The sequence below is a fragment of the Kitasatospora sp. NPDC058046 genome, assembly GCF_042885595.1.
Taxonomy (GTDB): Bacteria; Actinomycetota; Actinomycetes; order Streptomycetales; family Streptomycetaceae; genus Kitasatospora.
In genome coordinates this window covers 243,765-258,437 of record NZ_JBHVRS010000006.1, presented here as the reverse complement: position 1 = coordinate 258,437, position 14,673 = coordinate 243,765, and the positions used below count along the sequence as shown (strand labels likewise).

At 74.5% G+C, this 14,673-nt stretch carries 9 protein-coding genes; 5 read left to right on the top strand and 4 right to left on the bottom strand.

Features of this window, described 5'->3' with window-relative positions; all coding sequences use genetic code 11:
- Nucleotides 1-10: 10 nt before the first annotated feature.
- From ACFVU7_RS15610 to ACFVU7_RS15600, 3 genes are all read right to left on the bottom strand, one after another.
- A complete protein-coding gene (locus ACFVU7_RS15610) occupies nucleotides 11-1,345 on the bottom strand; it encodes a pyridoxal-phosphate dependent enzyme (RefSeq protein WP_049656011.1) in 1,335 nt (444 codons plus the stop codon).
- The gene (locus ACFVU7_RS15605; protein ID WP_388045409.1) at nucleotides 1,342-2,853 is read right to left on the bottom strand and encodes a Y4yA family PLP-dependent enzyme; all 1,512 of its coding nucleotides are present in this window, start codon (nucleotides 2,851-2,853) and stop codon (nucleotides 1,342-1,344) included. The genes ACFVU7_RS15610 and ACFVU7_RS15605 overlap by 4 nt, the downstream gene beginning before the upstream one ends.
- A gap of 174 nt (nucleotides 2,854-3,027) precedes the next feature.
- Complete coding sequence (locus tag ACFVU7_RS15600) at nucleotides 3,028-3,813, bottom strand: class I SAM-dependent methyltransferase (protein WP_388045408.1); 786 nt, start codon at nucleotides 3,811-3,813, stop codon at nucleotides 3,028-3,030.
- 255 nt (nucleotides 3,814-4,068) lie between these two features.
- Between ACFVU7_RS15600 and ACFVU7_RS15595 the strand changes: the two genes are divergently transcribed.
- From ACFVU7_RS15595 to ACFVU7_RS15585, 3 genes are read left to right on the top strand one after another with little or no spacing between them, the layout of a single operon-like run.
- On the top strand, nucleotides 4,069-5,013 hold the full coding sequence (locus ACFVU7_RS15595; protein WP_388045407.1) for an ABC transporter ATP-binding protein: 945 nt from the start codon (nucleotides 4,069-4,071) through the stop codon (nucleotides 5,011-5,013).
- The gene (locus ACFVU7_RS15590; protein WP_388045406.1) at nucleotides 5,010-6,452 is read left to right on the top strand and encodes an ABC transporter permease; all 1,443 of its coding nucleotides are present in this window, start codon (nucleotides 5,010-5,012) and stop codon (nucleotides 6,450-6,452) included. Before ACFVU7_RS15595 ends, ACFVU7_RS15590 begins: the two co-directional genes overlap by 4 nt.
- Nucleotides 6,453-6,456: 4 nt before the next feature.
- Nucleotides 6,457-9,204, top strand: coding sequence for an alkaline phosphatase family protein (locus tag ACFVU7_RS15585; protein WP_388045405.1), 2,748 nt, complete (start codon nucleotides 6,457-6,459; stop codon nucleotides 9,202-9,204).
- A 55-nt stretch (nucleotides 9,205-9,259) separates the two neighbouring features.
- On the opposite strand, the gene ACFVU7_RS15580 is transcribed toward ACFVU7_RS15585, so the two are convergent.
- Complete coding sequence (locus ACFVU7_RS15580) at nucleotides 9,260-10,306, bottom strand: lactonase family protein (protein ID WP_388045404.1); 1,047 nt, start codon at nucleotides 10,304-10,306, stop codon at nucleotides 9,260-9,262.
- 251 nt (nucleotides 10,307-10,557) lie between these two features.
- On the opposite strand from ACFVU7_RS15580, the gene ACFVU7_RS15575 reads away from it, so the two are divergent.
- The gene (locus ACFVU7_RS15575) at nucleotides 10,558-12,387 is read left to right on the top strand and encodes a glycoside hydrolase family 15 protein (protein ID WP_388045403.1); all 1,830 of its coding nucleotides are present in this window, start codon (nucleotides 10,558-10,560) and stop codon (nucleotides 12,385-12,387) included.
- Nucleotides 12,384-13,826: a glucose-6-phosphate dehydrogenase (NADP(+)) gene (locus ACFVU7_RS15570; protein ID WP_388045402.1), complete on the top strand. Its 1,443-nt coding sequence runs from the start codon at nucleotides 12,384-12,386 to the stop codon at nucleotides 13,824-13,826. Before ACFVU7_RS15575 ends, ACFVU7_RS15570 begins: the two co-directional genes overlap by 4 nt.
- Nucleotides 13,827-14,673 lie beyond the last annotated feature (847 nt).

The window sequence follows — 14,673 nt, the reverse complement described above, 5'->3', positions numbered from 1 at the left end:
CCGGCCCCGCTCAGTCCCGGACCAGCGGCGCGCCCGCGTCGCGCCAGGCGATGACGCCGCCGGCCAGGCTGCGCGCGTCCCGGTGTCCCATCCGGGTGAGCAGCGCCGCGTAGACCGCCGACTTCTCGCCGACCGGGCAGGCCAGCAGCACCGGCTGCCGGGTGCCGAACGGCAGCCCGCCGTGCAGGAGTTCGTCGAACAGCTCGTCGACGATGTTGACCGAGCCCTCGATGTGCAGCGCCGCGTACGCGGCCGGCCCGCGCAGGTCGACCACCAGCGGCCGCTCCTCGGCGATCCACTTCCGGGCGGCGTCGACCTCGACGACCCGGGCGGCGGCCAGTTCGGCCGGCGTCACGGTGGCCACCGTGTTCGGCCGGGCGGGCTGGTTGAACAGCTCGGGCCGCCGTTTGCGGATGTAGCTCAGATAGCTCTCCACCCGGTCGCAGACGATGAACACGGCGGTGCGCCGCTCGCCCGAGCCCCGCTGTGTCAACTCCTCGTCCACGGAGCGGAGGTGGCGCAGCGCGCCGAAGAAGGCGCCGCCGCCGGTCGGGCCGGCCGGCAGGCCGCAGCGGCGCACCAGGGTGAGCATGCCGTCGATGGCCTGGTCGGCGGTCACCGTCGCGATGGTGTCGTAGGTGGCGGGGTCGAACAGCCCGACCTCGTGCACCTCGTCGATGGTGCGGATGCCCGGGATGAAGTCGGACTTGTGGGCGACCAGTCCGAGCACGTCGACGGCCGGGTCGTGGGCGCGCAGCACGGCGGCCACGCCGGTGGAGGAGCCGGCGGTGCCGACGCAGGCGATGAAGTGGTCGGGGGCGCGGCCGTCGAGGTCCCGGACGATCTCGGGGCCGGTGCCGGTGAGGTGGGCGTCGAGGTTGAGCCGGCTGTAGTACTGGTCGGTGTGCAGGTAGCCGGACTCCGCCTCGGAGAGCATCCGGTGGATGCGGGTGAGCGGGTCGTCGGTGTCGGTCGGGTCGAGGCACTCGGTGCGGCCGGGCAGCTCCTCGATCTCGGCGCCGAGCAGCAGGAGCAGGTCCTTGATCTCGGGGACCCGCATCCGGTTGGTGACGCTCTTGAACGGCAGTCCGTGCAGGCCGGCGATGAGCGCGAGCGCCTTGGCGGTGTTGCCGCTGGACAGTTCCACGACGGTGTCGCCGCGCTCGACGGCGCCGGGGATCGCCTCGCGGGTCATGTTCCAGGCGGCGCGGTCCTTGACCGAGCCGAAGGGGTTGAGCAGTTCCAGCTTGGCGTACAGGTCGATGTGCCGCAGGCCGGTGACCGCCGGGTCGATCCGGACCAGCGGGGTGTTGCCTATGGCGTCGGTGATGCTGTCGTACCTCATGCGTGTCCGTCCCCCCGGTGTTCCGCGCCCGCCGTCACGTCGACGGGCCAGTACTGCTCGTCCAGGCGCCACCGCCAGGCGCCGTCCTGCCGGTACGCGGCGACCTTGCGCGCGACGGGCTGGCGCAGCGCCGAGCCGGCGCTGAAGTCCATCAGGTAGCCCGCGGTGTTGGCGAAGGCGAGCAGGTCGCCGGGGGCGGGGAGGCGGGGCAGGAAGACCGTCCGGCGGGTGATCAGGTCGGTCTCCAGGCAGAGGTTGCCGATCAGGTACACCCCGACCGGGCCGTCCGGCGAGTCCGGGCCCTCCGAGCCGTCCGGCGCGGCCGGGGCGCCGGGGCGGGGGACCAGCAGCGGGTCCATCAGCACCCCGTGCTCCTCCAGGCCCACGTCCCGCGCGTTCATCTCCAGCCGCACCAGGCGCTCGCCGGCCGGGGTCTGCCGGACCTCCAGGACGCGGGCGAGCGTCGCCCCGCACTGGTCGGCCAGCGCCCGGCCGGGCTCCACCGCCAGGTCGTAGAGGTTCTCCAGCAGCAGTGTGCCGAGCGGCCGGCCGAGCGTGGGCGCCGGGGTCGAGAGCAGCTCGTCCAGGTAGGCCTCGGCGGCCACCGGGCGGTGCGCCGGGTAGAGGCCGAGGGCGCCGCGCAGCCGGCCGGACTCGGCGCGCAGCCCGTAGCCGTGGCCCTGCCAGGTGAGGGCGGGGCGCCGGCCGAGGACGGCGTCGGTCAGCTCGCTGGTGTACCGCTCCCACTGGGCGGCGTCCGCCAGGTAGCTGACGCCGAACCCGCCGCCGATGTCGATGGTGCGGGGGTTCAGGCCCCGGCGCCGGCACTCGTTCAGCACCGTGACGCAGGTCTCCAGGGCGACGGCCTTCTCCGGCACGCCGGTGGTGTCCAGGTGGTAGGCGACCCCGGTCGTCTCGACGGCGTCCCGGTGGCGCTCCAACGCGTCGAGCAGGCCGTCGAGTTCGGCGACGTCGGTGCCGAACCGGCTCGGCCGGGTGAGCACCGTGGTGCCCGGCGCCCGGAAGCCCGACAGTCGCGGCATGACGGGCACCGGGGGCAGGGCGTGCGCGCGTACGAGGCCGGCCAGGGCGTCGAGTTCGGCGCGGGAGTCCAGGTGGACGGTGGCGCCGGTGCGGGCCGCCAGCCAGAGGTACTCGCGGTTCTTCGGGCCGGTCGCCATGATCCGCTCGGGCGGGCAGCCGGCCCCGAGCACGTGCTGGAGCTCGGCGAGCGAGGCGACGTCCAGTCCGGCGTCGGTGGCGGCGAGCCGGCGGACCAGGGCGCTGGAGCGGTTCGCCTTGTGGGCGAAGTGGATCCGGCCGGTGAGGCGGTGCTTGCGGTAGACGGCCCGGAAGCGCGCCAGGTTGTCCGCGATCTGCTCGGGCAGGAGCAGGTTGAGCGGGGAGCCCAGCGCGTCGGTCAGGGTGTGCAGGAGGTCGCGTTCCGCCAGGAGGGACCGGAGCGGGGGCTCCAACCGTGGTTCGAGATACAGCGGTGAGGACCGCATGCGAAACCAGCTCTCCATGAGAAGTCGGCGTGAGGCGTGCGCGGCAGGGACATCGGCGACCGAGGGAAACGGTAACTGTTTCCCTGGGTGATCAACAGGGCGCTTACTGTCACGCCCTCGCAAAGACTGTGCCCATGCGGAACCCGGCTTCCCACAACGGCGGTTGGGGCGGGGTCAGCGCAGGGCCACCAGGACGGAGCTGGTGCCGTACTGCCACACCGGTCCGGCCTGGCGGAAGCCGGCCTCCCGCAGCAGTTCGCCGTGCCGGGCGGCCGACAGGCCGTTGCCGGGGCCGTCGGTCGGCGGCAGCTGCCGCTCACGGGCCGTCAGCAGGTCGGCGAACTCGGGGACCCGCCCGGCCGCGGCCCACCACTGGGACCAGTCCTCGGCGGCGCCGGTGCCCTTGCGCTGGGCGCGGCGGCGGCCGATCGCGAGGGCGAGTTCGGCGAGCGGCGGCTCCTCGGGGATGAGGTGGTCGCCGTTGACCAGGACGCCGCCGGGCCGCAGCGCGCCGGCGAGGTCGCGGTAGATCCCGAGCAGGGCGTCCGGCGGCGGGTAGTGCAGCGCGGTGGTGGAGACCACGGCGTCCAGCGGGCGGTCGAGGGCGAGGTCCCCGATCCAGCCGGGGCGGCCGATCAGGGTCTCGACCCAGCGCGCCACCCGGGGGTGCCGGGCGCGGCCGAGGGCGAGCAGCAGCGGGTCGATGTCGACCGCGATGATCTCGGCGTGCGGCAGGCGGGCCGCGACCCGCGCCGACAGTGAGCCGGGGCCGCTGCCGAGGTCCGCGACGAGCGGCCGCGCGCGGTGGCCGACGGTCTGTTCCAGTACGTCGGCGATGACGGTGAACCGCTCCTCGCGCTCCACCGCGTACCGCTCCTGCTGGCGCTCCCAGCGGTCCACCCAGGTCCCGGCCAGAGCGGCGTCCACTCGCATCCCGACTCCCGCCGTGTCCGTGCGCATTCGAGGCTTCGCCTTCCGCCCATGTTTGTCATGTTCACCAGGCTCCGCAACCGGTCCGGCGCGGGCCCGGCGGATCGTGCCCGGCCAGCGAAACGATATCCGTTTTCATGTGAAGGTTTCCACCCGGTGCACCCGCAGGACGCTCGCAGGACCGCCACGGCGCGGGCCGCTGCTGTTCCGCCGGAGTTCAACCGGGCGCACCTGACGGCGCCCGGTCAACCCCCTAGGTTCCCTGGGGAACCGCGAGAAGGAGCCATGACGGAAAACCAACCTGCCGTACGCGCACGGGCACTGACGAAGTGTTTCGGCGACGTCGTCGCGCTCGAAGCCGTCGGACTGGAGCTCGCGCCCGGGCGGATCCACGGACTGGCCGGGCCGAACGGCGCCGGGAAGACCACGCTGCTCGGGCTGCTGCTCGGACTGGCCGCCGCCGACGAGGGCGACCTGGAGGTGCTGGGCAGACCGGTCGGCCGGGCCCGGCCCGCGCCGCCCGGGGTGGCCGGCTTCGTGGACGGGCCCGGGCTCTACCCGTCGCTGACCGCACGGCGGAACCTGGCCGCGCTGGCGACGCTGCGCGGGCAGGACGGCCGGGCCCGCCGGATCGACGAGGTGCTGGCCGAGGTCGGGCTCAGCGACGTCGCCGACGACCGGGTGCGGGGCTTCTCGCTCGGCATGCGGCAGCGCCTCGGACTGGCCGCGGCGCTGCTCACCGAACCCCGGCTGCTGGTGCTCGACGAGCCGTCCAACGGCCTGGACCCGGCGGGCAAGCAGCACGTGCACGGGGCGCTGCGCCGGCTCGCCGCCGACGGCGTGACCGTGGTGCTCTCCAGCCACCGGATGGACGACCTGGAGGCGCTCTGCGACGAGGTCACCATCCTGGCGACCGGGCGGGTCCGCTTCTCCGGTCCGCTCGGCGAGCTGGCCGCGGACGACCGCGCGCTCGACCACCGGCTGCTCACCTCCGATCCGGCCGCCGCCCGGCGGGTGGCCGCCCGGGTCGCCGGGGTGCGGGTCGCGGCGGAGGCCGGGACGGGACGCGCGGCCGGGGCGCTGGTGGTGCGCGCGCCGGGCCCGGCCGTCGAGGAACTGGTGGCGGCGCTGGTGCGGGCGGACGTCCGGGTGCGCGAGGTCGCCCCGGTGGTCCCGCCCCTGGAGGCGGCGTTCCTCGCCCTGACCGAGCAACAGGAGGACGGACGATGAGCGAGCGCGGCGAGGGAGTCATCGAGCGGGGCGGGCGCACGAGCACGAGCACGGTCACGGCCGGACGCGCGGCGGCCGCCGCCGGCGTCGCCCCCGGGGAGCGCCCGGTGCCGGTGGGCCGGGTGTACCGCTTCGAGCTGGTCAAGCTGCTCTCCCAGTGGCGGATCAGGCTGCTGGTGCTGGCCTGCTGGAGCGCGCCGGGCCTGTTCACGGCCGCCGTCGCCCAGCAGGGGACGCTGCCCTCCGACACCCTGTTCGGCCGCTGGATGCACGCCACGGGCTGGGCCGGGCCGCTGGTGGTCCTCGGCTTCGCCGGTTCGTGGGCGCTGCCCCTGCTGACCTCGGTGGTCGCGGGCGACGTGTTCGCCGCCGAGGACCGGCTCGGGACCTGGCGGCACCTGCTGGTGACGGTCCGCTCGCCGCGGCGGATCTTCGCGGCGAAGGCGCTGGCCGGCGCCACCGTGATCGTGCTGCTGACGGCCGGCCTGGCGGCGTCGAGCACCGTCGGCGGGCTGGCGGCGGTCGGCGACGAGCCGCTGGTCGGCGTGGACGGACACCTGCTGGCGCCGTCGGACGCGGCCGTGAGCGTCCTGCTGGCCTGGGCGTGCGCGCTGGCGCCGACCCTGGCCCTGGCGGCGCTCGGACTGCTCGGCTCCGTCCTGCTGGGCCGCTCGCCGATGGGGCTGCTGGTCCCCGCGCTGGCGGCGGTCGCGATGCAGCTCGCCCAACTGCTGCCGCTGCCGGTGGCGCTGCGCCTCGCCCTGCCCGGGTACGCCTTCGTCGCCTGGAACGGGCTGTTCGCCGACCCGGGCCGGCTCGACGAGCCGCTGATCGCCGTCGCGGTCGCCCTGCTCTGGGCCGCGGCCGCCACCGCGGCGGCCTACCTGCTCTTCGTCCGGCGGGACTTCACCACCGGCAGCGAGGACGGGGTGGGGCGCCGCACGCTCCTCGCCGGGGTGCTGCCGCTGGCCGGGCTGCTCGCGCTGACCACCGGCGCGCTCGCGGTGGCCACCCCCTCCAGCGGCTCGGGGATCACGCAGGCGAAGGTGCAGCAGGAGGTCGCCACCGTGTTCGCGCACCTGTACCGGCTGCAGACCGAGCAGCTGCACCGCCCCGCCGTGACCGAGGCCGACCTGCGGGCCACCGCGGACTGCCGGCGGGGCGACGGCCAGGTCGAGCCGGAGGGCCCGGGCAACGACTGGCGCTGCGTGGTCACCTGGCACCTGCCCGGCACGGACGCGCCCGGGACGGCGGTCTACCAGCTCGACGTGGCCTCGGACGGACGGCTGACGGCCGACGGCGACGGCCCGAAGGAAGTGAACGGCTACTTCCTGGTGCGCACCCCGACCGGGGACGCGCCGAACCCGCTCTGGCAGTTCGACGGTCAGGTCGCACTGCTTACTTCCCCCACCAGCACGACGAACTCAACGAAGGGCTGACGCCATGCAGGTAACGCGTCGTCGACGCAGCCGGAACGCCCACGTGGTCCTCCTGGGCCGCAGGGTGGGCCGCAAGGCCGCACTCGCCACCGCCTGTGTCACGGCGGTGGCCGTGGCCACCGGCACGGCCTTCGCGAGCACCCACCAGTTCGACGAGGACCAGGTCGGCCAGACCACCGGGAACGGGCTGGTGATCTCCAGCGACCAGTACCTCGCCCCGTACGGCAGCCGTCAGGTCCTGGACAACGGCAAGATCATGGGCTCCACGGTCAGCCCGGACGGCGCCCACCTGGCCGCCGCCGTCACCGACGGCGACGCGGCGCTGGTCGTGGTGGACCTCAAGACCGGCAAGGTGAAGCAGCGCGTCGGCACCAACAAGGCGGACGAACTGCGCATCCCCAACGGCTCGGTCGGCCAGGAGTCCCCGGTCTACTCGCCGGACGGCAAGCAGCTGTGGCTGGGCCAGCTGGACGGCTACACCCGGTTCACCGTGCAGCCCGACGGCACCCTCGCCGCCCCGGTGGCGGTGAGGATCCCGGCGGACGGGGAGAAGCACGCGCTGGCCTCCGGGGCGGTGTTCTCCGCCGACGGCTCGACGGTGTACGCCGCCGTCAACGGGCAGAACCGGGTGGTCGCGATCGACGCGGCGACCGGCGCGGTCCAGCGGAGCTGGACGGTCGGCAACGCGCCGCGCGGCGTCGTCCGGGTCGGCGGGAAGCTGTACGTCTCGAACGAGGGCGGGCGCGCGGCCACCGCCGGGGACACCACGATCAACTCCTACGGCACCCAGGTCCCGGCCGACCCGGCGACCGCCGCCACCACCACCGGCACGGTCAGCGTGATCGACCTCGCCGACCCGGCCGCCGCCGTCGGCACCATCGCCGTCGGCCTGCACCCGACCGCGCTGTACGCGAAGAACGGGGTGCTGTTCGTCGCCGACACCGCGAGCGACGAGGTGTCGGTGATCGACACCGCGCACGACAAGGTCGTCCAGACCGTCTCCACCAAGCCGTGGCCGGAGGCCTCCGTCGGCTACGAGCCGACCGCGGTGACCCTCACCGAGGACGGCCGGCTGCTGGTCACCCTCGGCCGGGCCAACGCGGTGGCCGTCTACCGCTTCGCCGGCGCGCAGGAGCCGGTGAGCTACGTCGGCCTGCTGCCCACGGACTACTTCCCGGCGGAGGTCGCCACCGTCGGCTCGGAGGTGATCGTCTCCAACACCCGTGGCATCGACGCCCGGCGGCCCAACAGCACCGGCGCCCACAAGACCCACGACACCACCTCCAGCCTCACCCGGTTCACGCTGCCGAGCGACAAGGTGATCCGCGCGCAGACCGCCAAGGTGTTCCAGCAGAACGGCTGGACCAACAACGCGGTCAAGCTCGCGAACGGCCACAAGGCGAAGGAGGAGGTGGTGCCGAAGCGGATCGGCGACCCGTCGCCGATCAAGCACGTCTTCCTGATCGTCAAGGAGAACCGGACCTACGACCAGGTCTTCGGCGACGTCGCCGAGGGCGACGGCGACCCGAAGCTGGCCCAGTTCGGCGCCGCCGTGACGCCCAACCAGCACGCCCTGGCCGAGCAGTTCGGGCTCTACGACAACACCTACGACATCGGCACCAACTCCGCCGAGGGCCACAACTGGCTGATGCAGGCGGACAACCCGGAGTACACCGAGTCCTCGGCCGGCGAGTACGAGCGCAGCTACGACACCGAGGACGACGCCCTGGGCCACCAGCGCTCCGGCTTCCTGTGGACGGGCGCGCAGGCGGCGGGGAAGACCGTGCGCGACTTCGGCGAGTTCCACCAGTTCCTGGACAAGCCCGCCGACGCCACCTGGCAGAACCTGTACTGCGACTCCCGGACCATGGACGCGACCGGGCAGGCCAGCGCCTACGCCCTCAAGTCCTCCTCGCCGATCCCCTCGCTCAACAGCGTCTCGGTGCCCGGCTTCCCGAGGTTCGACACCGACGTGCCGGACCTGTACCGCTACCAGGTCTGGAAGCAGGACTTCGAGCGGAACGGCCCGGCGAACCTCAACATGCTCTGGCTGTCCAGCGACCACACCGGCGGCCCGGCCAGCCCGGCCGCGCAGGTCGCCGACAACGACCTGGCGACCGGGCGGATCGTCGACGAGATCACCCACAGCCCGTACTGGAAGGACTCGGCGATCTTCGTCGTCGAGGACGACTCCCAGGCGGGCCTCGACCACGTGGACGGCCACCGCGCCCCGATCCAGATCATCAGCCCCTGGGCGCAGCACGGGGCCGTGGACAGCCGCTACTACTCGCAGATCACGATGGTCCGCACCATCGAGCAGATCCTCGGCATCCACCCGATGAACCAGAAGGACAGCGCGGCCAGCCCGATGACCGGGGCCTTCACCGACCGGCCGGACTACACGCCGTTCACCGCGGTGCCCAACCGCACCTCGCTGACCGACGGCCTCAAGACGCCGCCCTCCTGCGGCCTCGACGTCCCCGGGGAGCAGGACCTCCGGGCGGCGGCGCCGGTCACGACCGCGCCGCCGGCCGCGCAGCAGCCGGTCGTGGACCGGTGGGAGGCCTGGAAGTCGCACCAGCGGCTGACCGGCCCGAACGCCGTGGCCGACCACGCCAACCCGGCGCAGATGGAGCACCTGGTCTGGTACCAGACGCACAACTGGACCGCGCCGTACCCGGGGGAGAGCACGATCCTCGCGCCGGACGACGTGCCCGGCGCCTACCTGCCCTCGCCGGAGAGCGACGGCTGATCCCGCCGCGCCCGCACCGGGCCCCGGGCCGCTTCCCCGGCCCGGGGCCCGCGCGTCAGGCGAACAGGACGGTGGACGCCGCCGGGACGGCCAGCGAGCCCGCCCGGCGGGGGACGCCCGTGGCGGCGTCCAGGTCGAACCAGGTGACGTCGCCGGAGTGCTGGTTCGCCGAGTACAGCCGGGTGCCGGTGGGGCCGAGCACCAGGTCGCGCGGCCAGCGGCCCCCGCAGGGCACCGAGGTGACCACGTGCGCCCGCTCGCCCGTCGCGTCGAGGGCGAGCACCACGATGGTGTCGGTGCCGCGCTCGGCCGCCCACAGGAACCGGCCGTCGGGGGAGACCACCGGGGCCGACGGCGAGACCGGGCCCTCGACTCCGTCCGGGAACAGCGGGACCTCCGCGACCGGTTCGAGCGCCCCGGCCGCCGCGTCCCAGCGGCAGACCGTCACGACGGGGCGCAGCTCGCCGAGCACGTACGCGTGCCGGCCGGAGGGGTGGAAGGCGAGGTGCCGCGGCCCGGTGCCGGGCGGCAGCGCGGTCTCCGCGTGCACGGTGAGTTCCCCCGTCGCCGGGTCCAGGGCGAGGACCCGCACCGCGTCGGTGCCGAGGTCGACGGCGAGCACCCAGCGCCCCGACGGGTCGGGGAGCACCTGGTGGGCGTGCGGGGCCCGTTGGCGGTCCGGGTGCGGCCCGCTGCCCCGGTGGCGCAGCACGGTGGCCGGGGGCCGCGGGGTGCCGTCGTCGGCGAGCGGCAGCACGCTGACGCTGCCGGAGCCGTAGTTGGCCGTCAGCAGGTGGCCCCGGCTGAGGCTCAGGTGGGTGGGGTGGTCCCCGTCCACCGGGACGGGGGCGCCGAGCGGGCGGGGCGCCGGAGCGGCGAGGTCGTGGGCGGTGACGGCGCCCGGCTCCGTCTCGGAGACGGCGTAGAGCACCGGGCCGCCGGCGGCGAGCCCGAGGGCGAGGTAGGACGGGTCGACGGCCTCGACGACACCGGCGGCGGTCAGCGCCCCCGAGTCCGGATCCAGCGATGCCAGGACGATCCCGCGCCCGCCCTCCGAGGTGAACGACCCGATGAAGGCCCGCTCCGCGCCGCTGTCCGCCACCGCAAACCTCCGTCGTCCACCGTCCGCCGTCCGGGCTCGAACGCTAGCAGGTGCGGGGTCCGGGCTCTTTCGCCGGAGAGCGCTTTTTCACTGGAAAGCACCGCTGCCGGAGCGGCTGGATCGCGGACCGGCCCGATCCCCGGGAACGTGGGAGCCGTTGGCCGCGCGGCCGGGTCGCCGTCGGCCCGGCGGTCCGCACCGGGACGACGCCCCTTCGACCACCCCCCTTGGCGCTGCGGAAGCGAGGCGGCATGTACGACCCCGACCCACCGTTCCGGCCGGTCCGCCGCCGGAACGGCTACCCGCCGCTGGAGGACCTCGGCCTGATCGGCAACGGCGCGACGGCCGCGCTGGTCGGCCTGGACGGCGCCGTCCCGTGGCTGTGCCTGCCCCGGTTCGACTCCGAGCCGCTGTTCTGCGGCCTGCTGGACCACGCCCGGGGCGGGCACTTCACCCTCGCCCCGGAGGGCCTGGTGGAGGCCAGGCAGCGCTACGAACCGGACACCGGCGTGCTGGTCACCGAACTGCGCGGCCCCACCGGCCTGGTGCGCGTCACCGACGCGCTGACCCTGCGCTCCGGCGCCGACCTCACCGACGACGCGCCGGCCGACCGGGGCGAACTCGTGCGCTCGGCCGTGGTGCTGGACGGGACGGTCCGGCTGCGGGCGGAGCTGGAGCCGCGCGGCGGCGCGCAGGCCCGCGCCCTGTTCAGCGGACTGGAGGTGCGCCCGCACCGGCGCCCGGACCTGCGGCTGCACCTGCGCTCCAACCGCCCGCTGACCGGCCTGTGCGGCACCCACGAGCTGCGGCAGGGCGAACGCCTGGACCTCGTGCTCTCCTGGGGCCGCTTCCACCGCCACCACCGCTTCGACACCGACGCGACGCTGAAGGCCACCGCCGAGGCCTGGCGCCGCTGGATGGGGCACTTCGCGTACGACGGCCCCCAGGAGCCCCTGGTCCGGCGGGCCGCGATCACGCTGAAGCTCTGCGACGACTGGGCCAACGGCTCGCTGGTTGCCGCCCCCACCTCCTCGCTGCCCGCGCCGATCGGCGGGATCCGCAACTGGGACTACCGCTACAGCTGGATCCGCGACGCGGCGTTCGCCGTGTTCGCCCTGCGCCGGATCGGCTTCGGCGGCGAGGCCGACGCCTTCCTCGGCTGGGTCCTGGACGCCTTCGAGACCAGCCGGCGGCCCCGGATCATGTACGACCTGCGCGGCGGCCCGGTACCGGACGAGGTCGTGGACGGCGAACTGGAGGGCTACCAGGGCTCGGCCCCGGTCCGCTGGGGCAACGGCGCGACCGACCAGCGCCAGCACGACGTCTACGGCGAGATCCTGGACTGCGCCCACCAGTGGCTGCGCTCCGGCGGCGAGATCCAGCCCGCGCTCTGGGCCGGCCTGGCCGAGCTGGCCGACGCCGCCCGGCAGGCCTGGCGGGAGCCGGACCAGGGCATCTGGGAAGTGCGCAGCGAGGGCCGGGTGTTCACGTACTCGGCGGGCCTGTGCCAGGTGGCCCTGGACCGGGCCGCCCGGATCGGCGAGCGGCTCGGCCGGTCCGACGGGCCGGACCGCTGGCGCGCCTCGGCCGAGGAGCTGCGCCGGCTCGTCCTGGAGCAGTCCTGGGACGAGGAAGCCAAGACCCTCAGCGCCCACCTGGACGGCGGCGGCACGCTGGACGCGAGCCTGCTCGCGCTCCCGCTGCGCCGGGTGGTGCCGGCCGACCACCCGCGGATGGTGGCGACCGCCGCGGCCGTCGCCGAGCGCCTGTCGGCGGGCGGCGGGCTGCTCTACCGCTACCTGCACGAGGAGTCCCCGGACGGGCTGCCGGGCGACGAGGGCGCCTTCGTGCTGTGCAGCTTCTGGCTGGTCGACAACCTGGTCGGCCAGGGCCGGACCGACGAGGCCGGGGAGCTGTACGCCTCGCTGTGCTCCCGGGCGAGCCCGCTGGGGCTGGTGTCCGAGCAGATCGACCCGTCCACAGGAGAGTTCATGGGCAACTTCCCCCAGGCGTTCAGCCACATCGGGATCATCTCCAGCGGCGTGAACCTGGCCCGGGCGAGGGCGGGGGGACGGGCATGATCGACCGGCTCGCGATCCTCGGCGGCACCGGGGACCTCAGCGCCCGCTTCCTGCTACCGGCGCTGGCCGCGCTGCGGGCGGCGGGGCACACCGACGACGCGCTCCGGGTGACCGGGGCGAGCCGGGAGGACTGGGACACCGGGCGGTACCGGGCGTGGGCCGCGGAGCGGCTCGACCGGCACGGCGGCGCCCTCCCGGCCGGGGCCGGGGAGGCGGTGGTCTCCGCCCTCGACTACCGGCGGGCCGACGTCACCGACCCCGCCGACGTGGCCGCGGTCGTCGCCGGGGAGGGGCCGGTGGCCGTCTACCTGGCCCTCCCGCCGGCGCTCTTCCCCGGCGCGGTCACCGCCCTGCACGCGGCGGGCCTGCCGGAGGGCAGCCGGATCGTCCTGGAGAAGCCGTTCGGCGAGGACCTGGCCGGCGCGCGGGAGCTGAACCGGCTGCTCGCCGAACTCCTGCCGGAGCGGGCGGTGTTCCGGGTCGACCACTTCCTGGCCATGACGACCGTCCAGAACGTCCTCGGCAGCCGGCTGGCCAACCGGGTGCTCGAACCCCTCTGGAACAGCACCCACATCGCCGAGGTGGACATCACCTGGGACGAGACGCTGGCACTGGAGGGCCGGGCCGGGTACTACGACCGGGTCGGGGCGCTCAAGGACATGGTCCAGAACCACCTGCTGCAACTGCTCTGCCTGGTGGCCATGGAACCGCCGCTCACGCTCGGCGAACGGGACCTGCGCGACCGGAAGGTGGACGTGCTGCGCTCCGTACGGCCGCTGACCGAGCACGACGTGGTGCACCGCACCCGGCGGGCCCGCTACCTGCCGGGCCGGATCGGGGACCGGGACGTCCCCGCGTACGCCGAGGAGGAGGGCGTGGACCCGGCGCGCGGCACCGAGACCTTCGCCGAGGTGGAACTGGAGCTGGACAGCTGGCGGTGGGCCGGGACGCGGTTCCGGCTGCGCAGCGGCAAGGCCCTGGGGGCGGACCGCAAGGAGGTCGCGGTGCACTTCCGCCCGGTGCCCCACCTGCCGTTCGGCCCCGGCGGGAAGAGCCACGGCGGGAAGAGCCCCGGCGGGGAGGGACACGGCGGGGAGGGCCACGGCGGGAAGGGCCACCGCGGGGAGGCCCGGCCCAACGTGCTGCGGTTCGAGCTGGAGCCGGAGGGGCTGGCCCTGGACCTGACCGGCATCGGCGCCCACGCCCACGAGCTCGTCCCGCTCTCGCTGACCGCGCGGATGGAGCCGCAGGACCTGCCCGCGTACGGGCGGCTGCTGCTGGACGTCCTGAACGGCGATCCGGCGCTGTCCATCCGCGGCGACGAGGCCGAGGAGGCCTGGCGGGTGCTCGAACCGGTGCTGGCCGCCTGGGAGCGGGGGCTGGTCCCGCTGGACGAGTACCCGGCGGGCTCGCAGGGGCCGCCGCCGCACTGGTGGTAGCCGCGCCGGTGCCCGGGTGACCGGCCGGTGGGGGGCCGGTCGGCCGGGGCCCGGGCGCTCGGGCCCCGGGAAGTGCCACTCGCGGCCCGCCCGGTGAATTCCGTCGCATTCCGGCACAGCAATCCCAGGCATCACAGTCACCACATTCGTCACAGGCGCCCGGTAAATCACTCGGCTATTTCGACGAATGACTGTTCGAGTGGCTGGTGGGATCCGAACCTCATATTTTCGGCCAAAGAATTCGCGCCCGTTCTCGGGCGTTCCGGGCGCGGCCGGGAGTCGCACCTGGGATTTTGGCGTTCCGATTACCGACGGCGGTCGCTCTCCGTTCAATCGGAAGGGGTTGCGAGCGGCTGACCCGCCGTGAAGACTGTTGCGCGTTCGTCGTCCGGACGTTCGGGACGACAGGGATTGTGCGACTCCCCGACCGTGTCGGCGCGTTCCGCGCGGCGGTTGCGGGGGTGGATCGCCAAAAGGGGGAATGGGCATGCCGGGTACGGCCGTTGCGCAGGTGGGGGCCGGGAGAGCGGCCGGCCGCCGGGGGACGGTTTTCTGTTCGAACGTGCCGGCGGGGTAAGAGTATTCGGAGGCTCGCGGTTCACCGCGATCCGGTCCGCCGTTCATCGCGCGGAGGGAAATCCGGATCGTATTCGCACCGCCCGGTCCGGGCGCGCCGACGCGACCGCGGAACGGCTCCGCGAGGGCGGGTGCGGTGTCCGGCCGCGGGCGTCCGGGGATTCCCGTTCCCGGGGCCGGACGGCCTCCGCCGGCCGGGCCGACGCCGATTCCCCCCGTTCCCGCGCGTCCTGAAGCAGGCGACGACGGCCGGGAATTCCCGCTGTGCCGC

Excerpts from the sequence above, each read along its gene's own strand:
- ACFVU7_RS15610 (WP_049656011.1), bottom strand. The coding sequence starts at position 1,345 with ATGAGGTACGACAGCATCACCGACGCCATAGGCAACACCCCGCTGGTC.
- ACFVU7_RS15605 (WP_388045409.1), bottom strand. The coding sequence starts at position 2,853 with ATGCGGTCCTCACCGCTGTATCTCGAACCACGGTTGGAGCCCCCGCTC.
- ACFVU7_RS15600 (WP_388045408.1), bottom strand. The coding sequence starts at position 3,813 with ATGCGCACGGACACGGCGGGAGTCGGGATGCGAGTGGACGCCGCTCTG.
- ACFVU7_RS15595 (WP_388045407.1), top strand. The coding sequence starts at position 4,069 with ATGACGGAAAACCAACCTGCCGTACGCGCACGGGCACTGACGAAGTGT.
- ACFVU7_RS15590 (WP_388045406.1), top strand. The coding sequence starts at position 5,010 with ATGAGCGAGCGCGGCGAGGGAGTCATCGAGCGGGGCGGGCGCACGAGC.
- ACFVU7_RS15585 (WP_388045405.1), top strand. The coding sequence starts at position 6,457 with ATGCAGGTAACGCGTCGTCGACGCAGCCGGAACGCCCACGTGGTCCTC.
- ACFVU7_RS15575 (WP_388045403.1), top strand. The coding sequence starts at position 10,558 with ATGTACGACCCCGACCCACCGTTCCGGCCGGTCCGCCGCCGGAACGGC.
- ACFVU7_RS15570 (WP_388045402.1), top strand. The coding sequence starts at position 12,384 with ATGATCGACCGGCTCGCGATCCTCGGCGGCACCGGGGACCTCAGCGCC.